21 protein-coding genes are annotated in these 23,425 nt (G+C 70.8%); 11 read left to right on the plus strand and 10 right to left on the minus strand.

Features of this window, described 5'->3' with window-relative positions; translation table 11 throughout:
* Nucleotides 1-7: 7 nt before the first annotated feature.
* Nucleotides 8-1,675 carry a GspE/PulE family protein gene (locus E9228_RS09895; protein ID WP_166780401.1) on the minus strand — a complete coding sequence of 556 codons (1,668 nt, stop codon included), beginning with the start codon at nt 1,673-1,675 and terminating at the stop codon, nt 8-10.
* 189 nt (nt 1,676-1,864) lie between these two features.
* On the minus strand, nt 1,865-2,893 hold the full coding sequence (locus tag E9228_RS09900; protein ID WP_166780402.1) for a GNAT family N-acetyltransferase: 1,029 nt from the start codon (nt 2,891-2,893) through the stop codon (nt 1,865-1,867).
* A gap of 56 nt (nt 2,894-2,949) precedes the next feature.
* On the opposite strand from E9228_RS09900, the gene E9228_RS09905 reads away from it, so the two are divergent.
* On the plus strand, nt 2,950-3,348 hold the full coding sequence (locus E9228_RS09905) for a VOC family protein (protein ID WP_166780403.1): 399 nt from the start codon (nt 2,950-2,952) through the stop codon (nt 3,346-3,348).
* Nucleotides 3,349-3,505: 157 nt separating this feature from the next.
* On the opposite strand, the gene E9228_RS09910 is transcribed toward E9228_RS09905, so the two are convergent.
* The 6 genes from E9228_RS09910 to E9228_RS09935 form a co-directional block, all read right to left on the minus strand.
* Entirely contained in the window at nt 3,506-7,387 is a 3,882-nt protein-coding gene (locus E9228_RS09910) for a DNA-directed RNA polymerase subunit beta' (protein ID WP_166780404.1), read from the minus strand.
* A gap of 44 nt (nt 7,388-7,431) precedes the next feature.
* On the minus strand, nt 7,432-10,920 hold the full coding sequence (rpoB, locus tag E9228_RS09915; RefSeq protein ID WP_166780405.1) for a DNA-directed RNA polymerase subunit beta: 3,489 nt from the start codon (nt 10,918-10,920) through the stop codon (nt 7,432-7,434).
* 360 nt (nt 10,921-11,280) lie between these two features.
* Nucleotides 11,281-11,865 (minus strand): hypothetical protein, encoded by a 585-nt coding sequence (locus tag E9228_RS09920; RefSeq protein ID WP_166780406.1) that lies wholly within the window; start codon nt 11,863-11,865, stop codon nt 11,281-11,283.
* 418 nt (nt 11,866-12,283) lie between these two features.
* Nucleotides 12,284-12,934: a response regulator gene (locus tag E9228_RS09925; RefSeq protein WP_166780407.1), complete on the minus strand. Its 651-nt coding sequence runs from the start codon at nt 12,932-12,934 to the stop codon at nt 12,284-12,286.
* A complete protein-coding gene (locus E9228_RS09930; protein ID WP_166780408.1) occupies nt 12,931-14,199 on the minus strand; it encodes a sensor histidine kinase in 1,269 nt (422 codons plus the stop codon). Before E9228_RS09930 ends, E9228_RS09925 begins: the two co-directional genes overlap by 4 nt.
* Complete coding sequence (locus E9228_RS09935; protein ID WP_166780409.1) at nt 14,199-14,705, minus strand: hypothetical protein; 507 nt, start codon at nt 14,703-14,705, stop codon at nt 14,199-14,201. The genes E9228_RS09930 and E9228_RS09935 overlap by 1 nt, the downstream gene beginning before the upstream one ends.
* A 132-nt stretch (nt 14,706-14,837) precedes the next feature.
* On the opposite strand from E9228_RS09935, the gene E9228_RS09940 reads away from it, so the two are divergent.
* The 6 genes from E9228_RS09940 to E9228_RS09965 all read left to right on the plus strand — a co-directional run bounded on the left by E9228_RS09940 (nt 14,838) and on the right by E9228_RS09965 (nt 20,024).
* On the plus strand, nt 14,838-15,680 hold the full coding sequence (locus E9228_RS09940) for a spermidine synthase (RefSeq protein ID WP_166780410.1): 843 nt from the start codon (nt 14,838-14,840) through the stop codon (nt 15,678-15,680).
* 140 nt (nt 15,681-15,820) lie between these two features.
* Complete coding sequence (locus E9228_RS09945) at nt 15,821-16,522, plus strand: hypothetical protein (protein WP_166780411.1); 702 nt, start codon at nt 15,821-15,823, stop codon at nt 16,520-16,522.
* A 109-nt stretch (nt 16,523-16,631) separates the two neighbouring features.
* On the plus strand, nt 16,632-17,471 hold the full coding sequence (locus tag E9228_RS09950; RefSeq protein WP_166780412.1) for a hypothetical protein: 840 nt from the start codon (nt 16,632-16,634) through the stop codon (nt 17,469-17,471).
* Nucleotides 17,468-17,974 (plus strand): SprT-like domain-containing protein, encoded by a 507-nt coding sequence (locus E9228_RS09955; RefSeq protein ID WP_341849855.1) that lies wholly within the window; start codon nt 17,468-17,470, stop codon nt 17,972-17,974. Before E9228_RS09950 ends, E9228_RS09955 begins: the two co-directional genes overlap by 4 nt.
* A 9-nt stretch (nt 17,975-17,983) precedes the next feature.
* The gene (locus tag E9228_RS09960) at nt 17,984-18,679 is read left to right on the plus strand and encodes a CGNR zinc finger domain-containing protein (protein WP_111043514.1); all 696 of its coding nucleotides are present in this window, start codon (nt 17,984-17,986) and stop codon (nt 18,677-18,679) included.
* Nucleotides 18,680-18,773: 94 nt separating this feature from the next.
* Nucleotides 18,774-20,024 carry an Nramp family divalent metal transporter gene (locus tag E9228_RS09965; protein ID WP_166780413.1) on the plus strand — a complete coding sequence of 417 codons (1,251 nt, stop codon included), beginning with the start codon at nt 18,774-18,776 and terminating at the stop codon, nt 20,022-20,024.
* Nucleotides 20,025-20,107: 83 nt separating this feature from the next.
* Here the strand turns inward: E9228_RS09965 and E9228_RS09970 are convergent, their stop codons facing one another.
* Together E9228_RS09970 and E9228_RS09975 are read right to left on the minus strand one after the other, a co-directional pair.
* Complete coding sequence (locus E9228_RS09970) at nt 20,108-20,410, minus strand: DUF427 domain-containing protein (protein ID WP_166780414.1); 303 nt, start codon at nt 20,408-20,410, stop codon at nt 20,108-20,110.
* A 50-nt stretch (nt 20,411-20,460) separates the two neighbouring features.
* Nucleotides 20,461-21,069, minus strand: coding sequence for a 2-phosphosulfolactate phosphatase (locus E9228_RS09975; protein ID WP_166780415.1), 609 nt, complete (start codon nt 21,067-21,069; stop codon nt 20,461-20,463).
* A gap of 104 nt (nt 21,070-21,173) precedes the next feature.
* Between E9228_RS09975 and E9228_RS09980 the strand changes: the two genes are divergently transcribed.
* From E9228_RS09980 to E9228_RS09995, 4 genes are all read left to right on the plus strand, one after another.
* Nucleotides 21,174-21,806: a GNAT family N-acetyltransferase gene (locus E9228_RS09980; protein ID WP_166780416.1), complete on the plus strand. Its 633-nt coding sequence runs from the start codon at nt 21,174-21,176 to the stop codon at nt 21,804-21,806.
* A gap of 120 nt (nt 21,807-21,926) precedes the next feature.
* Nucleotides 21,927-22,400 carry a hypothetical protein gene (locus E9228_RS09985; protein WP_166780417.1) on the plus strand — a complete coding sequence of 158 codons (474 nt, stop codon included), beginning with the start codon at nt 21,927-21,929 and terminating at the stop codon, nt 22,398-22,400.
* Between the two features lie 16 nt (nt 22,401-22,416).
* Nucleotides 22,417-23,049 (plus strand): DUF1684 domain-containing protein, encoded by a 633-nt coding sequence (locus E9228_RS09990; RefSeq protein ID WP_166780418.1) that lies wholly within the window; start codon nt 22,417-22,419, stop codon nt 23,047-23,049.
* 10 nt (nt 23,050-23,059) lie between these two features.
* Nucleotides 23,060-23,419, plus strand: coding sequence for a GntR family transcriptional regulator (locus tag E9228_RS09995; RefSeq protein WP_166780419.1), 360 nt, complete (start codon nt 23,060-23,062; stop codon nt 23,417-23,419).
* Nucleotides 23,420-23,425 lie beyond the last annotated feature (6 nt).

Consider the following 23,425-nt stretch of genomic DNA (forward strand, 5'->3'; position numbering starts at 1 on the left):
CCCCTGGCTACGCGACCACGCGCAGGATCTCGTCGACGCTCGTGAGCCCGAGCTTGACCTTCTCCCACCCGTCCATGCGGAGGGTGAGCATGCCCTGCTCCTGGGCGACACGGCTGATCTCGGCGCTCGAGGCGCGGGACACCGCGAGGCGCTCGATCTCCTCGGTCACGGTCATGACCTCGTGCAGGGCGATGCGTCCGCGGTACCCGGTGTTCGAGCAGACGGAGCAGCCGATCGGGGCGAAGAAGTCCGGGACGGCGGCGTCGGCGCTGTCGAGGAAGCCCAGGGCGTGCAGCTGCTCGGCCTCGTAGAACGCGGGGGCCTTGCACCGGTCGCAGAGCTTGCGGGCGAGACGCTGCGCGACGACGCAGTCGAGTGCGGACCCGACGAGGAACGGTTCGATGTCCATCTCGGTGAGCCGGGTGATGGCCGACGGGGCGTCGTTCGTGTGCAGGGTGGAGAGCACGAGGTGGCCGGTCAGCGACGCCTCGATCGCGATCTGCGCGGTCTCGTGGTCACGGATCTCACCGAGCAGGACGACGTCGGGGTCGGAACGCAGGATGCTGCGGAGCGCCGAGGCGAAGGTCAGGCCGGCCTTCGGGTTGACCTGGACCTGGTTGACACCGGCCATCCGGTACTCGACCGGGTCCTCGACCGTGATGACGTTGATCTCGGGCTTCGCGACGGCGTTGAGCGTCGTGTAGAGCGTGGTCGACTTGCCGGAGCCCGTCGGACCGGTGACCAGGATCATGCCGTAGGGCTTCGAGTAGGAGCGCTGGTAGGCGGCGGCGTTCCGGTCGAGCAGGTTGAGGTCCTTGAGGGTCAACGACGTGTTCGTGTTGTCGAGGATCCGCATGACGACCTTCTCGCCCCACACCGTCGGCAGCGTGGCCACACGCAGGTCGATCTGGCGGCCGCCGTGCCGGACGGACATGCGGCCGTCCTGGGGCTTCCGGCGCTCGGCGATGTCGATGTCGCTCATGATCTTGAGCCGGCTGATGACACCGTTCTGGATGTTCTTCGGCGCCGGGGTCATCTCGTGCAGGACACCGTCGATGCGGTATCGGACACGGACCTCGTGCTCGCCGGGCTCGATGTGGATGTCGGACGCGTGGTCCTGGATCGCCTGCGAGACGAGCAGGTTGACGAACCGCACGATCGGGACGTCGTCGAGGGACCCGTCGCCGATGTCGGCCTGCTGCTCGGTCGTGCGCGCTTCTTCTTCGAGCGACGAGGTCAGGTCGTTGAGCTCGTCGTCGGCGCGGAGGTAGCGGTCGAAGGCTGCCAGCAGATCGCGTTCGTCGACCTGCAGCGGCTTGATCGGGCGACCGGACGCGGCGCGGGCGTCGTCGATCGCCAGGACGTTCGCCGGGTTGACCATCGCGAGCACCAGCGTCTCGCCCTCGAACCCGATGCCCAGCACCGAGTGCCGTCGGCACAGGGGCGCCGGCAGGACCGAGACGGCGGTGCCGTCGACCGGGTAGTCGGTCAGCGGGACCGTCTTGGAGTTGTGCGACGCCGCTCGCGCGGTGATGTACTGCGCCTCGCTCACGACGCCTTGCTCGACGAGGGAGCGGATCGCGTGCTCGTCGACGTCCTCGTGGCCCGTCATCGCGTCGAGGTACTCGATCGGGAGGGCGCCGTTGAGGATGAGGATCTCGGACAGGGTTGCCATGTGCCCTGCACCTCCTTGCTTGCGCGCGCGACGGAGCGGCGTGGTTCGGGGGCGCCGCCAGGGTTGCGGCGCTGGACCACGGTACGTCCGAGGTGCTCGCTCGGAGCAGTCCCAGAAGGAGGGGGCGGAGCGGTCCTGCCTGGACCCAGAACAGGGGTACCGATCGGTATCGAGATCCCCGCGACCGCCCTAGAGCGCCATCGAGGCCGTGATCGTGGCGGTCCCGCCGACGAAGCCGAGGCGCTCGTAGAGCGCGACCGCACCACTGGGGTTCTCGGCGTCGACCTCGAGGGACGCCGCGGACAGGCCGGCGTCCCGCACGGCGTCGAGCGTCGCACCGACCACCAGTGGCGCGAGGGCACGCCCGCGGGCACGACGGACGACCCCGACCCAGTGGAGGTAACCGAAGCTCCGGCCACGCGTACCGAAGGCAGCGGGGTCGGACTCGACCACGGTGAACGCGAGGACGTCCCCACGCTCGTCGACGACCACCCGTGACAGGTCGAGTCGGCTCTTCTCCGCGGTGAGGTACGCACGCCAGTCGGCTTCCACCATGGGCTGCGAGCCCCAGTGGTCGCGGAAGGAGTCGTTCTTGGCCGCCCGCATCGGCTCGATGTCGTCGGTCGTGGCAGCGCGCAGCTCGAGGCCCGCAGGGAGCGTCGGCAGCGGCTCTCGACGGGGAGCGTCGTCGTCGAGCACGACCTGCATGTCGACCCACGTCCGCACGGGGTGCAGGCCGGCGCGGGCAGCGAGCGCGAGCGCGGACGAGCCCTGCGGCGCGGTGAGGTCGACCGCACCGGGCAGGTCGAGGTCGACACCCGCGAGGTGCTGTCGCGCGCGATCGGTCTGCCATGCGAGCATCCGTCGGCCGATCCCCTGTCCGCGGGACGCGGGGCGGACCGAGCCACCCAGCAGGATCCGGGCAGCGGTGTCGCGGGTCGGGACGGGGATGACGATGGCGTAGGCGTGCACATGCCCATCAGCATCGATCCCGACGACGGTGTCCCGAGCCGGATCCAGTCCTTCTGTGGACAGCCGGTGCGCGAAGTCCTCTGTGGAGGGATGCGCGAGGGGCTCGTCGACCGCAGCGGACTCGAGCGCGATGCCGTGCACCTCCGGCAGGTCAGCCATCGTGGCCGGTCGGAAGGTGAGCCCGCCGACCGGGACGGGGAGGTCGAGGTGAGCCGGAGCCGTCACCCGTTCGCGCAGCGTCGCCATCCTCACAGCATGCCCTACCCCTCGACGCGTCGGGCACCGACGGACCATGATGGGGCATGGACATCACGAGCGTGACCGTGGGGTTGCCCGTCACCGACCTGGAGGCCTCCTGCCTCTGGTACGGCGCGGTGTTCGAACGTGTCGAGCCGGACCTCGAGCCCACCGAGGGCGTCGCCGAGTACGAGGTCGGCGGCATCTGGATCCAGCTCCTCGAGGACCCGGACGCGGACGACAACCCGGTCATCGTCCGCTTCGGCGTCGACGACGTCGCCGCACAACACCAGCGCATCGCCGCGCTCGGCATCGACGTCGGCCCGATCGAGTGCGTCGACGGAGCCGTCGACTGGTTCGACGCCCGCGATCCCGACGGCAACGTCCTCAGCCTCTACTCGCTCGCCGACGAGAGCGGCCACGGTTCCGGCGGTCGCGACAGCGATGCCGGTCGCTCGGTCTAGGACCCGACCGGATCCGGGCGGGAGGCGCGCGGCGGGCCCGCCCCGCGCCTCCCGTCTGCCACCCGTCGCGCCGGCGCAGCAACGCAGGCGGGCGCAGCAACGAAGGAGGGCCCCGCATCCGACTGGATGCGGGGCCCTCCTCAGGGACTCACTCGGTTCAGTTGTACGTACCCGGCGTGAAGTCGTCCGACGAGAAGCTGTCGAAGTCGACGAAGCTCAGGTCGGCATCCGAGAACGACGAGTCGTCCGCGAAGATGCGGTTCGGGTACCGCTCCGCCTTCGCTTCTTCCGTCGCGTTCACGTCCACGTCGCGGTACCGGCTGAGGCCCGTCCCGGCGGGGATGAGCTTACCGATGATGACGTTCTCCTTGAGGCCGACGAGCTGGTCCTGCTTGCCCTCCATGGCCGCCTGCGTCAGGACGCGGGTGGTCTCCTGGAAGGACGCGGCGGACAGCCACGACTCGGTCGCGAGGGACGCCTTGGTGATGCCCATGACCTCCTGGCGAGCCGAGGCGGTCTTGCGACCCTCCTGCAGCGCCGCCCGGTTGATCGCGTTGTAGCGCGACCGGTCGACGAGCTCACCCGGCAGCAGGTCGGTGTCGGCGTGGTCGACGACGGTGACCTTGCGGAGCATCTGGCGGACGATGACCTCGATGTGCTTGTCGTGGATCGGCACACCCTGCGAGCCGTAGACGTCCTGCACACCGTTGACCAGGTGCTTCTGGACCTCTCGGACACCCTTGACCCGGAGGACTTCCTTCGGGTCGACGGTGCCGGCGATGAACTGCTCGCCGAGCTCGACGTGCTGGCCGTCCTCGATGAGGAGGGTCGCGCGCTTGAGCACCGGGTAGATGAACGGCTCGTCGCCGTTGTCCGGCGTGAGGATGATCCGACGACCCTTGTCCGTGTCCTCGATCGTGGCGCGGCCGGGGGCCTCGGCGATCGGGGACGCGCCCTTCGGTGTACGAGCCTCGAAGAGCTCGGTCACGCGGGGCAGACCCTGCGTGATGTCGTCGGCCGAGGCCGAACCACCCGTGTGGAAGGTACGCATCGTCAGCTGGGTACCGGGCTCACCGATGGACTGGGCGGCGATGATGCCGACCGCCTCACCGATGTCGACCAGGTTGCCCGTGGCGAGCGACCGGCCGTAGCACTGTGCGCAGACACCGACGGCCGACTCGCAGGTCAGGACCGAGCGCACCTTGATGCTCTCGACACCGGCTGCCAGCAGCTTGTCGAGGAGGACGTCACCGACGTCCTCGCCGCCCTCGGCCACCACGGTGCCCGAGGCGTCGACGGCCTCGGTCGCGAGGGTGCGCGAGTAGACGGTGTTCTCGACACGCGGGTCGCGGACGAGCTTGCCGTCGGCGCCCATCGTCGCGATCGGCAGCTCGAGGCCACGGGTCGTCCCGCAGTCGTCCTCACGGATGATGACGTCCTGCGACACGTCCACGAGACGACGGGTCAGGTAGCCCGAGTCGGCGGTACGGAGAGCCGTGTCCGCCAGGCCCTTGCGAGCACCGTGCGTGGCGATGAAGTACTCCGCCACGGTCAGGCCCTCGCGGTACGAGTTGATGATCGGGCGGGCGATGATCTCGCCCTTCGGGTTGTTCACCAGACCACGCATACCGGCGATGTTGCGGACCTGCAGCCAGTTACCACGAGCACCCGAGGACACCATGCGGTTGATGGTGTTGTCGATCGGGAAGTTGTCGCGCATCTCCTGCGCGATCTCGTTGGTGGCCTCGGTCCAGATCTTGATCAGGTCGGCGCGACGCTCCGAGTCCGTGATCAGACCCTTGTCGAACTCACCCTGGACCTTGGCGGCCTGGATCTCGTAGCCCGCGATGATCTCCTTCTTGCGAGGAGGCGTCACGACGTCCGAGAGGGCGACGGTCACACCGGAGCGGGTGCCCCAGTAGAAGCCGGCGTCCTTGATCCGGTCGAGTGCGGCTGCCGTCTCCGTCTTGGAGTAGCGCTCGGCGAGGTCGTTGACGATCGCGGAGAGCGTGCCCTTGTCGGTGACCTTCTGGACGAACGGGTAGTCCGTCGGGAGGGTCTCGTTGAACAGCGCGCGACCGAGGGTGGTCTCGAGGAGGATCGTCTGACCGACCTCGTAGCCCTCGGGTGCTTCACCCTCGGCGAAGTGGACACCCGACATGCGGATCTTCACGGTCGCGTTGAGGTGCAGCGTGTTCTGGTCCTTCGCCATGATCGCCTCGGCGACCGAGGAGAACGAACGGCCCTCACCCACGGCGCCCTCGCGGACGGTCGTCAGGTGGTGCAGACCGATGATCATGTCCTGTGCGGGCAGGGTCACCGGGCGGCCGTCGGACGGCTTCAGGATGTTGTTCGAGGCGAGCATCAGGATGCGGGCCTCGGCCTGGGCCTCGACCGACAGCGGCAGGTGCACGGCCATCTGGTCACCGTCGAAGTCCGCGTTGAACGCAGCACAGACCAGCGGGTGGAGCTGGATGGCCTTGCCCTCGACGAGCTGCGGCTCGAACGCCTGGATGCCGAGACGGTGCAGCGTGGGCGCACGGTTCAGCAGCACGGGGCGCTCGCGGATGATCTCCTCGAGCACGTCCCACACCTGGGCACGCGAACGCTCGACCATGCGCTTGGCCGACTTGATGTTCTGCGCGTGCGACAGGTCGATGAGGCGCTTGATGACGAACGGCTTGAACAGCTCGAGCGCCATCTGCTTGGGCAGACCGCACTGGTGGAGCTTGAGCTGCGGGCCGACGATGATGACCGAACGACCCGAGTAGTCGACGCGCTTGCCGAGCAGGTTCTGGCGGAAACGACCCTGCTTGCCCTTGAGCATGTCGCTCAGGGACTTGAGGGCGCGGTTGCCGGTACCCGTGACGGGGCGGCCACGACGACCGTTGTCGAACAGCGCGTCGACCGCTTCCTGCAGCATGCGCTTCTCGTTGTTCACGATGATCTCGGGGGCACCGAGGTCGAGCAGGCGGCGGAGACGGTTGTTGCGGTTGATCACACGACGGTAGAGGTCGTTGAGGTCCGACGTGGCGAAGCGGCCACCGTCGAGCTGCACCATCGGGCGCAGTTCCGGCGGGATGACCGGCACGACGTCGAGCACCATCGCTGCCGGCGAGTTGCCGGTGGCGAGGAACGAGCTGACGACGCGCAGACGCTTGATCGCACGGATCTTCTTCTGGCCCTTGCCCTCGGCGATCTGCAGACGCAGTGCCTCGGCCTCGGCGGCCAGGTCGAAGGCCTCGAGCCGCAGCTTGATCGCCTCGGCGCCCATGTAGGCGTCGAAGTAGATCCCGAAGCGGTCCTGGAGCTCGTGGAAGACGGCGTCCTCGGGCTTGAGGTCGCCCACCTTGAGGTTGCGGAAGTCCTCCCACACACGCTCGAGACGGGTGATGTCCTCGTCGAAGGACTTGCGGACCTGGGACATCTCCTTCTCGGCGGTGTCCTTGGTCCGGCGCTTCACGTCGGCCTTGGCGCCTTCTTCCTCGAGCGCTGCGAGGTCGTCCTCGAGCTTCTTGAGGCGGTCGGCGATGATCGAGTCGCGCTGGTTCTCGAGGTTCTTGATCTCGAGGCGCATCTCGTTCTCGAGGCCGGGCATGTCAGCGTGACGGCCCTCCTCGTCGATGCTGATGATCATGTACGCCGCGAAGTAGATGACCTTCTCGAGGTCCTTCGGGGCCATGTCCAGCAGGTAGCCCAAGCGCGACGGGACGCCCTTGAAGTACCAGATGTGCGTGACGGGTGCGGCGAGCTCGATGTGGCCCATGCGCTCACGACGGACCGAGGACTTGGTGACCTCGACGCCGCAGCGCTCGCAGACGATGCCCTTGAACCGGACTCGCTTGTACTTGCCGCAGGCACACTCCCAGTCGCGGGACGGACCGAAGATCTGTTCGCCGAACAGACCGTCCTTCTCGGGCTTCAGAGTGCGGTAGTTGATCGTCTCCGGCTTCTTGACCTCGCCGTACGACCACTGGCGGATGTCCTCGGCGGTAGCGAGGCCGATCCGAATGGCGTCAAAGGAAGTTGCTTCGAGCAATGTTCTTCTCTCTTGCTGGTTCGAAACGTGTTCAGCGGGCGGGATCAGATGTCGTCGACGGACGACGACTCGAACCGCGAGGAGATGTTGATGCCGAGCTCTTCAGCGGCACGGAAGACCTCGTCATCCGTGTCGCGGAGGCTGACCGCCTGGCCGTCGGCCGAGAGGACCTCGACGTTCAGGCAGAGCGACTGCATCTCCTTCATGAGGACCTTGAACGACTCCGGGATGCCGGGCTCCTGGATGTTCTCGCCCTTGACGATCGCCTCGTAGACCTTCACGCGGCCGAGGATGTCGTCGGACTTGATCGTCAGGAGCTCCTGGAGGGCGTACGCGGCACCGTATGCCTCGAGCGCCCACACCTCCATCTCGCCGAAGCGCTGTCCACCGAACTGCGCCTTCCCACCCAGCGGCTGCTGCGTGATCATCGAGTACGGGCCGGTCGAACGGGCGTGGATCTTGTCGTCGACCAGGTGGTGCAGCTTCAGGATGTACATGTAGCCGACCGACACGGGCTCCGGGAACGGCTCGCCGGAGCGGCCGTCGAAGAGCTGCGCCTTGCCCGAGGAACCGATCAGACGCTCGCCGTCACGGTTCGGGAGCGTGGAGTCGAGGAGACCCTCGATCTCGCGCTCGTACGCACCGTCGAACACCGGGGTGGCGACCTTCGTGCCGGGGGCTGCGCTGTGCGCGGCTTCCGGCAGGTTCTCGGCCCACTCCTGGATGCCCTCGACCTGCCAGCCCTGCTTGGCGAGCCACCCGAGGTGGATCTCCAGCACCTGGCCGAAGTTCATGCGGCCGGGGACGCCGAGCGGGTTGAGGACGATGTCGACCGGGGTGCCGTCCGCGAGGAACGGCATGTCCTCCACGGGCAGGATCGTCGAGATGACGCCCTTGTTGCCGTGGCGGCCGGCGAGCTTGTCACCCGCGGTGATCTTGCGCTTCTGGGCGATGTAGACGACCACACGCTGGTTGACGCCCGAGCCGAGCTCGTCGTCGCCGTCCTGCGAGTCGAACACCTTGACGCCGATGATCGTGCCCTCTTCACCGTGGGGCACCTTGAGCGAGGTGTCGCGGACTTCGCGCGACTTCTCGTTGAAGATGGCACGGAGCAGGCGCTCCTCGGCGGACAGCTCGGTCTCGCCCTTCGGCGTGACCTTGCCGACGAGGATGTCGCCGGGGCGGACCTCGGCACCGATGCGGATGATGCCGCGCTCGTCGAGGTCGGCCAGGAGGTCCGGGCTGACGTTCGGCAGGTCGCGGGTGATCTCTTCCTTGCCGAGCTTGGTGTCGCGGGCGTCGACCTCGTACTCCTCGATGTGGATCGAGGAGAGCGTGTCGTCCTTCACGAGGTTCTGCGACAGGATCATCGCGTCCTCGTAGTTGTAGCCCTCCCACGGCATGAACGCGACGAGGAGGTTCTTGCCGAGCGCGAGCTCGCCGTTCTCCGTCGCGGGGCCGTCGGCGATGACCTCGCCCTGCTCCACACGCTCACCGGCGCTGACGATCACGCGGTGGTTGTAGCTCGTGCCCTGGTTCGAGCGGTCGAACTTGCGCAGGTAGAAGGTCTGCGTGCCACCGTCGTCGAGCTGCAGGGTCACGGCGTCGGCCGAGACCTCGGAGACGACACCGGCCTTGTCGGCGATGACGACGTCACCGGCGTCGATGGCGGTGTAGCCCTCCATGCCGGTGCCGACGAGCGGCGACTCGGAGCGGAGGAGCGGCACGGCCTGGCGCTGCATGTTCGCACCCATGAGTGCGCGGTTCGCGTCGTCGTGCTCGAGGAACGGGATGAGCGAGGTCGCGACCGACACCATCTGGCGCGGCGAGACGTCCATGTAGTCGACCTCGTCCTTGCCGACGAGCTCGACCTCGCCGCCCTTCTTGCGGACGAGCACCTTGTCGTCTGCGAAGTGGAACGAGTCGGTCAGCGGGGCGTTGGCCTGTGCGACGACGAACTCGTCCTCTTCCGAGGCGGTCAGGTAGTCGATCGTCTTCGTGACCTCGCCGTCGACGACGCGACGGTACGGGGTCTCGATGAAGCCGAACGAGTTGATCCGACCGAAGGACGCGAGCGAGCCGATCAGGCCGATGTTCGGGCCTTCCGGGGTCTCGATCGGGCACATGCGGCCGTAGTGCGACGGGTGGACGTCACGGACCTCGACGCCGGCACGCTCACGGGACAGACCACCCGGGCCGAGGGCCGACAGGCGACGCTTGTGCGTCAGACCCGCGAGCGGGTTGTTCTGGTCCATGAACTGCGACAGCTGGGACGTCCCGAAGAACTCCTTGATCGCAGCGACGACGGGACGCACGTTGATGAGCGTCTGCGGCGTGATGGCCTCGATGTCCTGCGTGGTCATGCGCTCGCGGACGACGCGCTCCATGCGGGACAGACCGGTGCGGACCTGGTTCTGGATGAGCTCACCGACCGCACGGATGCGACGGTTGCCGAAGTGGTCGATGTCGTCCACGTCGAGGCGGAGCTGCACCGGCTCACCGTCACGGACGCCGTCCATGGTGGTGCGCTCGGCGTGCAGGGACACCAGGTACTTGATCGTCGCGACGATGTCCTGCACGGTGAGCACCGAGTCGGACAGCGGGGCGTCGATGCCGAGCTTGCGGTCGAGCTTGTAGCGACCGACCTTGGCCAGGTCGTAGCGCTTGGAGTTGAAGTAGAAGTTGTCGAGGAGCGCACGCGCAGCCTCGGCAGCGACCTGCTCGCCCGGGCGCAGCTTGCGGTAGATGTCCTTGAGCGCCTCTTCCTTCGTGAGGACGGCGTCCTTCTCGAGGGTCGACTCCATGGACGCGAAGCCCTGGAACTCCTCCATGATCTCTTCGCTCGTCAGGCCGAGGGCCTTGAGGAAGACGGTCACGGACTGCTTGCGCTTGCGGTCGATGCGCACGCCCACCTGGTCGCGCTTGTCGATCTCGAACTCGAGCCAGGCGCCACGGGACGGGATGATGCGAGCGGAGTAGATGTCCTTGTCGGACGTCTTCTCCTGCGCACGCTCGAAGTACACGCCCGGCGAGCGGACGAGCTGCGAGACGACGACACGCTCGGTGCCGTTGATGATGAACGTGCCGCGCTCGGTCATGAGCGGGAAGTCGCCCATGAAGACCGTCTGCGTCTTGATCTCACCGGTCATGTGGTTCATGAACTCGGCGTTGACGTAGAGCGGAGCGGCGTAGGTCTTGCCGCGCTCCTTGCAGTCGTCGATCGAGTACTTCGGGTCCTCGAGCTCCGGGGACGTGAACGAGAGCTGCATGGTCTCGCCGAGGTCCTCGATCGGGGAGATCTCCTCGAAGATCTCCTCGAGGCCGGAGTGCAGCGCGAGGTCGGTACGACCCTGCTCCTGCCCTTCGGCGAGGCGGGCCTTCCATGCGTCGTTGCCGACGAGCCAGTCGAAGCTCTCCGTCTGGAGGGCGAGCAGATCAGGAACCGTGAGGGTGTCCGTGATCTTGGCGAACGAGAGTCGCGAGTGGTTGCGACCGTTCTTGGGGTTGGTGGATGCGTTGGGCGCAGCAGCCAAGGGTGTGACCTCCGGTAGGCCCCGTCGGGCCGACACTGACGAAGCAGTGTGTAGGTGAGTGGATTGATCGCTCGGCGCAACCCGGTGATCAGGACACGAGTACGGTGAGCTCCGGGTCCGGAGCCGCGTGTGGGATGATCGGTGAGCGGGTCCCGCCGCCATATACGGGACCGGCATCACCAGGCGTGTTCAGCGAAGCACCTGCTGAGAGGCGTCTTCGTGGAACTCGGTCGACCGCAATATGACGACTCGGATGCCAGGGAGCGCGAACTGTCATCATAGGTGGCTCGACAGTGCGCTGTCCAGTCCCTGGCTTGACCGAGATCGAGTCCGACGTGTATAAGCCCCGGACGACCGGTCTCATTCCCCGGCGGGAGCCACAGCAGCACCGACGAGCGCCCGCACCGCCTCGTCCGGCCGGTCGCTCCGCACGAACGTCGTCCGTCCCGACACGTCGGTGATCTCCACGCCCGGCCCCGGCGTGAGCACGAGCGCGCGGCGTCGACGACCGATCCGCAGCCCGATGCCGCCGTAGGTCCGGGCGTCCGCCTCGGTCACCCGGACGGCCGTGATGGCCCGACGGGCGATGCGTCGCGGCGGCAGCGGGCGGAAGTGCAGGACGACGGCGTCCTCGGTGACCGTCAGGCCGGCCCGGGCGGCGAGCGCCAGGACACCCACGACGACCGCGACGAGTCCGGGGATGACCAGCGCCGACTCCGGCGCGTCCCCCGGCCAGCCCAGGACGGCGGCGGTGAGCGCCAGTCCGGCGGCCAGCGAGGCCCCGCCGACGACGCGCATCCAGAGCGGTGCGCCCTGGCGGTCCTCGACGAGCGGACGGGAGGGACGGCCCGACCCCGTCGCGCTCCGCACCGGGGCCGCGGCGTGGGTCAGGGACCGACCCGGCCGGCTCGGTCGGACGGGGACGGACATGGTGTCGGCGGTCATGGGGTGCTCCTTCGGGCGCGGGCCCGGACGTCGTGCAGCGGTGCCGGTCGCGACGGTGCCGGTCGCGACCGCGCTGATCACGTCCGCGCTGGTCACGACCGGGCTGGTCGCAGTGGTTCGGGTGGACGCGGAGCACGTCGTCGAGACCCGCGACGGGAGCGGGGCTCGTCGTCGGGCAGGCGTCCGGGGCGGACCCGGCCGGCACGTGCGCGACTGCCGGGGAGGCGGTCGACGACGTGGTCCGGGTGGGACCGGGACGACGGGCACGACCGGACGGTGGGGATCCGCGGTCGCGTCGCTCGTCGTCGCGAGGACCCGTCGACGGTACGTCGCGTGGCTTGGCGTCTCCTGTTGATCCATGCAGAAGCATCGATGACGCGGGCCGCGGCGGACCAGGACCCTCGGCGGATCAGGACCCTCAGCGCAGGACGCGCGCGACCGCCGCTGCCCGGGTGCGGACCCCGAGCTTCGTGAAGACCTGGTTGACGTACGACTTCACCGTCGGCACGGTCAGGAACAGCTCGGCGGCGATCTCCGGGTTCGTGCGTCCCTCGGCGATGCGCGTCAGCACGTCGGCCTCACGCGGGGTCAACTCCGGGAACCGCAGCCGGACCTCGGGGGCAGCACCGGCAGCACCAGCACCAGCACCAGCTGCGAGCCGCGCCAGCACCGTCGCCCCCACGGTCGCGTCGAACGTGGTCTGCCCCGAGGCGACCGCCCGGATCGCGGTGGCGATCTCCGCGCGACCGGCGTCCTTCGTCAGGTACCCCCGGGCACCGGCGGCGAGTGCGGTGAGGATCGAGTCGTCGTCCGCGTAGGTCGTCAGCACGAGGACCGCGACCCCCGGGTGCTCCGCGGTGATCCGCCCGGTCGCCGCGGCGCCGTCGAGGACGGGCATCCGGAGGTCCATGAGCACGACGTCCGGTGTCAGCGCCGCGACCGCGGTCACGGCGGCCGCGCCGTCCTCGGCTTCGCCCACGACCTGCAGGTCGTCGACGAGGGAGAGCACCGTCACGAGCCCGTCGCGGACGATCGCCTGGTCGTCGACCACCAGGACCCGGATCGTCACGGTGTCCGCCCGCTCGACCCGCTGACCGTCGACCGCCCTGCGTCCTGGGCGACCGGCACGTGCATCGCCACGACGAACTCGCCGTCGGACCGCTCGGCCTCGACGGTCGCGTCCCCGCCGAGTTCCGCGAATCGCTCCCGCATGCCGAGCAGCCCCTGTCCGTCCGCGGCGACGGGATTGGCGACGACGACGTCCACGGCGTCGCCGTCCCGGATGACGGACAGGGACACGGTGCGGCCGGGGGCGTGCCTGCGGGCGTTGCTGAGCGCCTCCCGGACACCGGCGACGACGACGGCGCGGGTGGCGTCGTCCACGTCGGGCAGGTCGAGGTCCCCCTGGACGACGGCGGTCCCGCCGAAGGAACGGTGTGCGTCGACCAGGCCGGCGATCCCGTCTGCGCTCGGCCGGGAGGCCCGGTCCGACCCCGACGGACCGCTCGCGTCCGGCAGGGGGTCACGCACGGCGGGGACCGCCTCCTCCGGCAGGTCGTCGCGGAGGGCACGCACCGCGCGACGTGCCTCGGCGAGCCCGTCGGCGGCGAGGGCGCGTGCGTCGACCGCACGCTGTCGCGCGTCGTCGACGCGACCGGCTTCGAGGAGGGCCTCCACCGCGTCGAGCTGCAGGACGAGGCCGCCGAGCGAGTGGGCGAGGACGTCGTGGACGTCCCGGGCGACCCGTGCCCGGTCGGCGAGCAAGCGGGCCCGCTGCTGGTCGCGGTCGGCCTGGCGGGCCTGCTCCTCGAGGACGCGGGTCTGTTCCTCCGCCGTCCGGAGCTGTCGGCGACTGACGCCGATGACGACGCCGAGCGCCAGGCCGAGGGCGGAGCCGAGGACCAGCGCCACGGAAGTGCCGGCCGCGGTGGCGACCGAGGCGACGACCACCACGGCGGCGAGCGCGGCGACCACGGCGGCCCAGACGGGGAGGGTCGGCGCGGCCTCGAGGACCACGAGCCCGATGATGACGGGGACGAGCAGCAGCCCGTCGGTGTGGACGACCGCGAGCGAGCCGGCGGCGACCATGACCACCGCGGCGGGCACGGCGACGCGGGGCGGGCCGTACTCGCGGACGGCCCAGGCGGCGAGCGCGACGGCCCCGGCGATCCAGACCCAGACGGGGAGCTCCTGGGCGACGCCGTTCCGGACGAACCAGAAGGCGACGACGACGATCCCGATCGCGTTGAGCCCGACCGACAACCCGGCGCGGGACCGGCTCCGTGCGGAGTCGGTCCCGGCGTCACGCCCCTCGGGGCCGCGGAGGTCGGTCATCACACCATCATGCCGCGGGCGGCGCGTGCGTCGCGCTGGAGGCGCTGGTCGACGACCAGGGCGCGGGCGGCCCGGTTGACGGCGAGCATGAGGAGGACGACGCCGGTCGAGGTGAGCAGGTGCGCGCCGAGGTGGGCGCCGACGACGTCGAGGCCGATGCGGACGACGATGAGGGCGACCCAGAGGGCGGCGCCGACCCAGCCGGTGCGGGACTGCAGGGTGCGGCCCTTCGCGTCCGGGGTGCTGACCGTCCGGAATCGGCTGAGGCGGCCCATGGCCAGGCCGATGCCGACGGAGAGCAGCGCCTCGACGCCGAGGAACACGACGTCCTCGGGGTCGATCGTGGCGGCGCTCTGGGCGAGGACCACGATGCCGATGCCCGCCATCACGACCGGGCCGCGCCAGATCCGGGCCGGGTCCAGGAACTGCCAGGTGGACTGCTTCCAGGCGAGGTACCCGACGAGTGCGAGTCCGATGACGATGTTCGTGAGGAGCTGGACGGACATGGGGTGAGCCTCCCGGTCGTGGTCCGGCGGGGTGTTCCCTGCCGGTGGTCCCATCGTCGCGAGGCCGTGTCCGCCGGCCCACCACCCACGGGTGGGGACCGGGCGGGGGTCCGGGTGGTGTTCCATGGACGCATGGCTGATGCGTTCGACGGGTTCCGGGTGGGTGCTGGGTACGCGGTCGTCGAACCGGACCGACACCGACCGGGCTCGTTCACGCTGGTGGTGGACGGGACACCGCAGTCGCACGTCGACCTCGAGGACCCGACGCACCTGGCGTTCGAGTACATCCGGCGGATCGGGCACGCGATCGACCTGCTGCCGCCGGGGCCCGTCACGGCGCTGCACCTCGGTGCCGGTGCACTGACCCTGCCGCGGTACGTGGCGGTGACCCGACCGGGCTCCCGGCAGCAGGTGATCGAACTCGAGCGCGACCTGGTCGACCACGTCCGGGACGCCCTGCCGTTCCCCCGCGGCGCCTCGATCCGCGTACGGTACGGCGACGCCCGCGAGGTGATGGAGAAGCTGCCGGCCGGGCTCCGCGGCACCGTGGACCTCGCCGTCGTCGACGTGTTCTCGGGTGCGCGGACGCCGGCGCACGTGACGAGTGTCGAGTTCTACCGGTCGGTCGCGTCCTTCCTGTCCCCGACGGGCATGGTGGCGGTGAACGTCGCCGACGGTGCGGGCCTGGCGTTCGCCCGGGGGCAGGCGGCCACGCTGCAGTCGGTGCTGCCCTCGGTCGCGGCGGTGGCGGACACCGGCATGCTGAAGGGCCGGCGGTTCGGCAACATCGTGCTGCTCGGGTCCCCCGGCGAGCTGCCGATCGCGGACATGCCCAGGCGGTACTCCTCCGACCCGCTGCCGAGCAAGGTCGTGCACGGTGCCGAGCTGCGGGCGTTCATCGCCGGGGCACCGATCGTCACCGACACCACAGCGGTCGGGTCGCCCGAGCCGAACCGGTCGGTGTTCGGCGCCTGAACCGGCCGTGACCCGGACCGCCGACGACCTGAGCCCTCGCTGCGGATCGCGCGCGCGCCGTACCCCGGGCGGGGGACGCTGCCAGGATGGTGGCAGCACGCCGCGCCAGCGCGCGACCGCACACCACGAGGAGGCCGCCGATGACCAACGACGATCGCAATGACGAACAGCCGCGCTACGGCGAGCGCGTCAGCCCCGAGCAGGGCGGAGCGCCCCGGTACGAGGACCAGCCGACGCAGCAGTACCAGCAGCAGCCGGCGCCGCAGTGGGGCCAGCACGATCAGCAGCAGCCGGCACAGCAGCAGTACGGGCAGCCGCAGTACGGACAGCAGGCCGACCAGTACGGGCAGCAGCAGCACCAGCAGTACGGGCAGCCGCAGCAGTACGGCAACCAGCAGCAGCACGGCGGCGCGCCCGCCTGGCACTCGTACGAACAGCCCACGAAGAAGAAGACCGTCGGGGTCATCGCCTTCGTCGCCGCCGTCGCCGCGCTCGTGATCGGCGTGATCGGCGGGTACCTGCTCGGTGCGGCCCTGTCGAACAGCAACGTGTTGCAGGACTACGCGCAGAACGGCGGCTCCGGCACCCCCGGTGACACGCAGGAGCTCCAGCGTCAGCTGATGCAGGACCCGGAGTCGATGGCGGGCCTCGGTACCGGCTCCGTCTTGATGCTCGTCGGGTCGGTCTTCGGCCTGTGGGCGATCGTGCAGGGCATCGTCGCGATCGTCACGAAGCGCGGGCGGCTCTGGGGCATCCTGGCGATCGTCCTCGCCGTCGTCGCCGCCGTCGTGGCCGGTGCCGTCTACATCGGCGTCGCCGCCAGCTCCTTCGGCGGCATGTGACCAGCAGCGCGACGACACACGGCCCGTCCCGGACCCCCGGGGCGGGCCGTGTGCGTTCGTGCGCGTGGCACGGACACCTCCCGGGGCGACGCGGATACCCTCGACCCTGATGTCCCTCCCGCCCGACGAACGCCGAGACCACGACCGGACCGACCAGGCCCGGGAGCCCCGTCATGCCGCCCCGGTGACCGCCGGGGTCAGCCCGGGCAGCACCTTCGCGCCGATCAGCCTCCGACCCGCCGTCGACGTGCAGGCCGTGCAGGACCGCCTGCGCGACCTCGGGCAGAGCCGCAGCACCGACGCCCTGGCCGAGCGCGCCGAACTGCTCCGGCTGCTCGGCCGGCTGGACGAGGCACTGACCGTCGCTGAAGAGGTGTTCCGGTTGACGATGTTCACCGGGGAGCGCCAGGACAAGGTGGCGGCACGGATCCGGCGCGCCCACATCCTGCACGACCTCGGCCGCTACGAACGCGCTGCGACCGAGGCCTCGATGGCCCGGGACACCGCCGCGACCGAGGAGTGGCCGGAGCTCGAGGGCGCCGCCGCCGAACTCGAGGGCTGGTCCCTCTACGAGCTCTCCCGCTTCGACGAGGCCCGCGCGGTCCTCAGCCGCTCGTACGACGCCTTCCGCGCCGCCGGGGCCCCCGCGGAGCGCACCGAGGCACTCCGCACCGCGGTCGAGGCCGCACTCCGCGCCTCCATGACGCAGCCCGCGGCCGAGCCGGAGGCCGAGCGACCCCGCACCGCGCGTGAACTGGCGGTGCGGACCGAGGCCGAGCCCGTGACCCGGGTGGCGGAGCCGACGAAGCGGATCCCGCCGACCCCGCGCCGGGTGCTCGGTGCCCCCGACGCCGCGCGGACCGAGGGCGACTCGCTCTGGGGCCGTCTGGCGCGCCCGGACCGTCCCGGACGGACGGACGGCACCGCCCGCACGGACCAGGACGAGTGAGCCCGCTCGACCACGTGCGGACGCGTGCCGCCGAGCTGATGGGCCACCACCTGCCCGACGGCTCGTGGGGGTTCGCGTTCGACAACGCGAAGACCCGTGCCGGCCAGTGCGACTTCGCGCGGCGTCGGATCACCGTCAGTCGGCACCTCGCCACCCGGTTCACCCCGGAGGACGTCGAGCAGGTGCTGCTGCACGAGATCGCGCACGCGTTGAGCGGACCGCGCGCCGGGCACGGTCCCGCCTGGCGTCGGACCGCCCAGGGACTCGGCTACACGGGGTCCCGGCTGCACGACGGCCCGATCGCCAGCGAACTCGCCCCCTGGGTCGGCACCTGCCCCGCAGGGCACGAGCACTTCCGGTACCGCACGCCCACCCGTCCGCTGGCCTGCGCCCGGTGCGGTCGGCGGTTCGACGAGCGGAACGTCATCACCTGGCACCGCCGGAACGGGACTGCTAGCCCAGCTTCGGCAGATCGTGCCGGAGGCGCGCCGCTCACCCGTTAGCCTGGGCGGATGCGAACAGGGCAGGACATCCGGACCGATGCCGGGTCCTCGTGGTTCTTCGACGCGGGTCGGATCGCCCTGGACTTCGCGCACACCGGTGGGTTCGCGGACGACCCGGACCGCCGTCGCCCCCGCGGACACCTCGGTGAACTGCTGGCGACCCCCGCCGACCTCGACGAGTGGCTGGGGCTGCACACCGAACCGATCGACGTCGGCGCGACCGCCCGTGAGCTGCAGGACGCCCGGGCGCTCCGGGCCGCGATCGCCCGCCTCGCCACCGCTGCCGCCCCGGCACCGGCCGACTCCGCGGCCGAACGCACCGCGGTGGCCGCCGGACTGCGTGCCGGGACCGGACGGACCCGACCGGTGCCGGACGACATCGACACGGTGAACCTGTTCGCCGCCCTGCCGGACGTGCCCCCGAGCCTCCCGGGTGGCCGACGTCGTGCGGGAGCGAACCGGGTGCGGCTGGCGCAGGCGCTGTCGAGCGTCGCTCGGGACGCCGTCGCCCTGCTCACCGAGGTCGGGTTCGACGACGTCGAGGCCGACGGCCGTCCCGCGCGGTTGAGCCGGTGCTCGGCGCCGGACTGCGGACTCGTCTTCTACGACTCCTCCCGCGGCGGCACACGGCGCTGGTGCTCGATGCAGCGCTGCGGCAACCGGGCCAAGGTCCGTGCCCACCGGGCCAGGCGCGCCGCGGTCTGAGACGACGCCCGCTCGGCCGGCGCGATCCGCGCAGATCGGACGCCCTCCCGAAAGTCTGGATTCGGCACGCCGAAACCTCTGGCATGGTGGGGGCATGACGGACACCGCCACCCCGGTCGTCGGGCAGCGCCCTCCCGGTCGACGGGCCACGGGCCTCGGGCTCCTCGGACCGGCGTTCGTCGCGGCCATCGCCTACGTCGACCCCGGCAACGTCGCCGCCAACCTCACTGCCGGCGCCCGCTACGGGTACCTGCTGCTCTGGGTCCTGGTCGCCGCGAACGCGAGCGCCGTCGTGGTGCAGTACCTCTCCGCCAAGCTCGGCATCGTCACGGGCAGGTCCCTGCCGGAACTGCTCGGTCTGCGGATGCGCCGCGCACCACGGCTGCTGTTCTGGGCACAGGCCGAGGTCGTCGCCGCCGCCACCGACGTCGCCGAGGTGATCGGCGGCGCACTCGCCCTGCACCTGCTCTTCGGGGTCCTGCTGGTCGTCGGCGGGCTGATCACCGGCGTCGTGTCGATGGTGATCCTGCTGCTCCAGCACCACCGCGGTGCCCGGACCTTCGAGGCCGTCGTCACCGCGATGCTCGCGGTCCTGACGATCGGGTTCTGTGCGGGGCTGCTGTTCGCGCAGGTCTCCCCCGGGGCGCTCCTGGCGGGCATCGCACCGCGGTTCGCCGACTCGGGCTCGGTGCTGCTCGCCGCGTCGATGCTCGGCGCGACGGTGATGCCACACGCCGTGTACCTGCACTCCGCATTGGCCCGCGACCGGCACGGCGACACCCCGGTCGGCCCCGAGCGCCGGCGGGTCCTCGTGGCGACGCGGTGGGACGTGGCCCTGGCGCTCGTCCTCGCCGGCGGGGTGAACATCAGCATGCTCGTGCTCGCCGCCGCGACGCTGCAGGGGGTGTCCGGCACCGACTCGATCCCGGGAGCGCAGCACGCCATCGCCGAGAACGTCGGCCCCGTCGTCGGCGTGCTCTTCTCGGTCGGGCTGCTGGCGTCCGGTCTCGCGTCGACCTCGGTCGGTTGCATGGCCGGCGCGGAGATCATGCACGGACTGCTGCACGTGCGGGTGCCGCTCGTCGTGCGGCGCCTCGTCACGCTCGTGCCGGCGATCGTCCTGCTGGCGCTGCGGTACGACCCGACGCAGCTGCTCGTGATCAGCCAGGTGGTGCTGAGCTTCGGGATCGCGTTCGCGATCGTGCCGCTGGTGGCCTACACGTCACGGCGGAGCGTGATGGGTGACGACGTGAACGCGCTCGGCACGAAGGTGCTCGCGTGGCTGATCGCGGCGGTGATCGTCGCGCTGAACGTCGCGCTGATCGTGCTCACCGTCACGGGGTGAGGCAGCCGAGTGCGGCAGCCGGCTGGCGCCGTCGGGGTGACGCGGCCGCGCCGCACGAGTGCGTGCGGTGCGGCCGCGGGGCCTCACTCGGCGACCTTGGCGTCCTTCCAGAACGCGACGTACCCGCTGTAGTCCTTGCCGACGCGGTCGAACGACGTCGGGATCGGCTCCGGGTAGGACCAGGCGGCGTCGACGTGCTGCTGCCCGTCGACGGTCACGGTCCAGTACTGGGTGTCGCCCTTCCACGGGCAGTGGTACTGCGTGGGGCTCTCGCTGAAGAGCTCGGTCTTCACGCTCGCCGGCGGGAAGTACCAGTTGCCCTCGATCTGGATGAGGTCCGTCTCCGGGGCCTCCGCGATGACGGTGTCACCGATCAGTGCCTGCATGGCTCACTCCTCGTTCTCCCCCGTCGATGGGACGGCGGTCGACCGGGACGTTACGCCCGGTCGGTGGACGGCCGCAGCGTGACGAGCGCCGGCCCCACGGCGAGCGCCGCGTGCACCCGCTCGACGCCAATCGCGTCCGCCGACTCGGACGCCGTCACCAGGTGCTTCGCCGCCCGTCGGAGGCCCGTCCACGCCGCACACGCCGCCGCCGCCTCGGGCGAGGTGTGGTCCACCCCGCTCGTCACCAGGGCGTCGACGACCGCGCCCGCCGCGAGGAGGTCCTCGACCGCGAACTCCGGCAGCGCGGACACGTCGGGGAACTCGCCGGCATCGTCCGCTGCGCCGCCGCCGAGGGGTTCGTCGAGGCGGCCGGCAGCGAGGACCGCCACGACACAGCGGTCACCGCGGTCGGCCTGGAGGCGCAGCACCCGCTCCGCGACGGCCGTCACGTTCCCCAGGTGGCCGAGCACGACCTCCGGCCCGTCCGGCAGCAGCGCGAGCGGCACGCGGTGAGCCTCCGGTCCCGCCGGCGGCTCACGGAGCGGTGCCGGGAGGACGTCGACCCAGACGAGGAGGTGCGCGTCGGCCGCGATCCGGGCGGCACCCGCCGCACCCCATCCGAACCGGACCTGGTACCGCCGCTGCCCTCGCTCCTGCACGTCGACACGGTACCGAGCCGGGTGCCACATGCGCCGCGGTGTGACGGCATGCGACATCCCGTTCGCAGCCGAGGTGTCCGCGCCGGCCGGTACGATCCGGTTCCATGGAGACCGACCCCGCGCCCACGCTCACCGGCGACCGCGTCACGCTCGAGCCCCTGTCGCTCGAGCACGCGGACGACCTCCGGGCGGCGGTCGCGGACGGCGACCTCTGGCGTGCCTGGTACACGTCCGTCCCCGCGCCGTCGCAGGTCGACGCCGAGATCGGACGACGGCTGGCCGAGCAGGCCGCGGGTCGGATGCTGCCCTTCGCGGTACGGGACCGCCCCACGGGCCGGGTCGTCGGGGCCACGACGTTCCTGAACCTCGACCACGAGAACCGCCGTGTGGAGGTCGGGGCGACGTTCCTGGGCGCCTCGGCCCAGCGCACCGGGATCAACACGGAGTCGAAGCTGCTGCTGCTCTCGCACGCGTTCGAGTCGTGGCAGTGCATCGCCGTGGAGTTCCGGACGCACTGGCACAACACGCGGTCCCGGGCCGCCATCGCCGGGCTCGGCGCGAAGCAGGACGGCGTCATCCGGAACCACTCGATCGGACAGGACGGCAGCATGCGCGACACCGTGGTGTTCTCGGTCATCCAGTCGGAGTGGCCGACCGTGCGACTGTCGCTGTCTGAACGTCTGCGCAGCCACGACCGCGCGGAGGGCGCGCGGCGTCGTTCGGCCCGTCACGCCTGAGCTCGACGCCGGAGCCCGGCGCGTCCGAGCCCGGCGACGTCCGAGCCCGGTCGCGTCCGGACCCGGGCCGGTCGGACCCGGGCCGGTCGGACCCCAGCCGGTCCGCGTAGCGTCCGCCGCATGCACGTCGGTCTCCGCATCGTCCTGGACGCTCCCGTCGACGCCGTCCGGGACGCCCTCCTCCGGCCGTCCGTCATGGTCGCCGTCACGAAGCCCTTCCTCGTCTACCGATCGCTCGACCCCGCCGGATTCCCCGAGCACTGGACGCCCCACGAACCGCACCCGATCAGTGCCCGGACGTTCGGCCTGGTGCCGAGCGGGTCGAGCCACGTCGACATCGACCTGCACCAGACCGACGGCGTGCCGGTCCAGGTCGACCGTGGTGGTGGCACGAGCGGCCTGTTCGCCCGGATGGACATGCGGCACCGGATGGCCGTCTCCGCACTGCCCGACGGCCGGACGCTTTTCCGCGACCGCCTGACCTACCGCACCCGCCCCGCCGTCCTCGGCCTGGCGCTCTGGCCCGGCATGTGGGTCATCTGGCAGTGGCGGGCCTTCCGGATGCGCGCACTCGCGCCGACGTGGACCGCGTGAGCGTACGCTCGACGACGTGACCCAGACGGAGAACGCCGACCGCGTCCGCACCGCCCTCGCCACCGTCGACTGGCGTCGGGAGACGTTCGACCTCTTCCGCCGGGTCCGGGCGACACCCGAGCCCGAGGCGGCCCACACGCTGTGGCGCCAGGGGCGTGACGCGATGTTCGCCGGGCACCCGGCCAGCCCGCTGCTGCCCGAGGACGCCGCCGACTTCACGTCCCTCCCGTTCCCGGCCTACGACCCGGCCTGGCGCTTCCACGTGCCGATCGAGGCGGCCGAGCCGAAGGTGCTCGACGTCGAGACCGGCACCGACGGCATCGTGCACTTCGACCGCCTGGGGATCGTGCAGGTGCCCGGCATCGGGTCGCTCGACGTCTGGGCGCACGGCGGTTACGCGGGCGGCCTGTTCGTCCCCGTGAAGGACGCGAGCGCCGGCAAGCCGGGCGGCACCTACGGCGGCGGGCGCTACCTGATCGACACGATCAAGGGCTCCGACCTGGGTGGCGACGACGGTGCGCTCGTGCTCGACTTCAACTTCGCGTACAACCCCTCGTGCGCGTACGACCCGGCGTGGGCGTGCCCGCTCGCGCCTCCCGGTAACACCCTGCCCGTGGCGGTCCCCGTCGGCGAGCGGTACGGCTCCTAGGGTGGACCGCATGTCGGGATTCGTCGCGATCGACGCCGGCGGCCGCGTGCCGCCCTTCGAACAGGTCCGTTCGCAGCTCGCCGCCCAGATCGCCGCCGGGTACCTCGTCGACGGGGAACGCCTGCCGAGTGTCCGCGGGTTGGCCGCCGAGCTCGGACTCGCCGCCGGGACCGTCGCGAAGGCCTACCAGCTGCTCGAGGAAGCCGGGCTGGTGCAGACCGCACGTGGCGCCGGGACCCGCGTGGTGCGGCCCGCCGCCGTCCCCGAGTCCGTGACGCACGCGGCGAGCGCCCTCGTCGCGGCCGCACGCGAGGCGGGTCTGTCCGCCGACCAGACGGCGGCCGCGCTGCACGACGCCTGGCCCGCCTGAGCCGGC

Origin of the sequence: Curtobacterium salicis (assembly GCF_011759505.1) — a bacterium.
GTDB classification, from domain to species: Bacteria; Actinomycetota; Actinomycetes; order Actinomycetales; family Microbacteriaceae; genus Curtobacterium; species Curtobacterium salicis.

Coding starts and splice junctions, on each gene's coding strand:
- E9228_RS09895 (WP_166780401.1), bottom strand. CDS start 1,675: ATGGCAACCCTGTCCGAGATCCTCATCCTCAACGGCGCCCTCCCGATC.
- E9228_RS09900 (WP_166780402.1), bottom strand. CDS start 2,893: ATGGCGACGCTGCGCGAACGGGTGACGGCTCCGGCTCACCTCGACCTC.
- E9228_RS09905 (WP_166780403.1), top strand. CDS start 2,950: ATGGACATCACGAGCGTGACCGTGGGGTTGCCCGTCACCGACCTGGAG.
- E9228_RS09920 (WP_166780406.1), bottom strand. CDS start 11,865: ATGACCGCCGACACCATGTCCGTCCCCGTCCGACCGAGCCGGCCGGGT.
- E9228_RS09930 (WP_166780408.1), bottom strand. CDS start 14,199: ATGACCGACCTCCGCGGCCCCGAGGGGCGTGACGCCGGGACCGACTCC.
- E9228_RS09935 (WP_166780409.1), bottom strand. CDS start 14,705: ATGTCCGTCCAGCTCCTCACGAACATCGTCATCGGACTCGCACTCGTC.
- E9228_RS09940 (WP_166780410.1), top strand. CDS start 14,838: ATGGCTGATGCGTTCGACGGGTTCCGGGTGGGTGCTGGGTACGCGGTC.
- E9228_RS09945 (WP_166780411.1), top strand. CDS start 15,821: ATGACCAACGACGATCGCAATGACGAACAGCCGCGCTACGGCGAGCGC.
- E9228_RS09950 (WP_166780412.1), top strand. CDS start 16,632: ATGTCCCTCCCGCCCGACGAACGCCGAGACCACGACCGGACCGACCAG.
- E9228_RS09960 (WP_111043514.1), top strand. CDS start 17,984: ATGCGAACAGGGCAGGACATCCGGACCGATGCCGGGTCCTCGTGGTTC.
- E9228_RS09965 (WP_166780413.1), top strand. CDS start 18,774: ATGACGGACACCGCCACCCCGGTCGTCGGGCAGCGCCCTCCCGGTCGA.
- E9228_RS09970 (WP_166780414.1), bottom strand. CDS start 20,410: ATGCAGGCACTGATCGGTGACACCGTCATCGCGGAGGCCCCGGAGACG.
- E9228_RS09980 (WP_166780416.1), top strand. CDS start 21,174: ATGGAGACCGACCCCGCGCCCACGCTCACCGGCGACCGCGTCACGCTC.
- E9228_RS09985 (WP_166780417.1), top strand. CDS start 21,927: ATGCACGTCGGTCTCCGCATCGTCCTGGACGCTCCCGTCGACGCCGTC.
- E9228_RS09995 (WP_166780419.1), top strand. CDS start 23,060: ATGTCGGGATTCGTCGCGATCGACGCCGGCGGCCGCGTGCCGCCCTTC.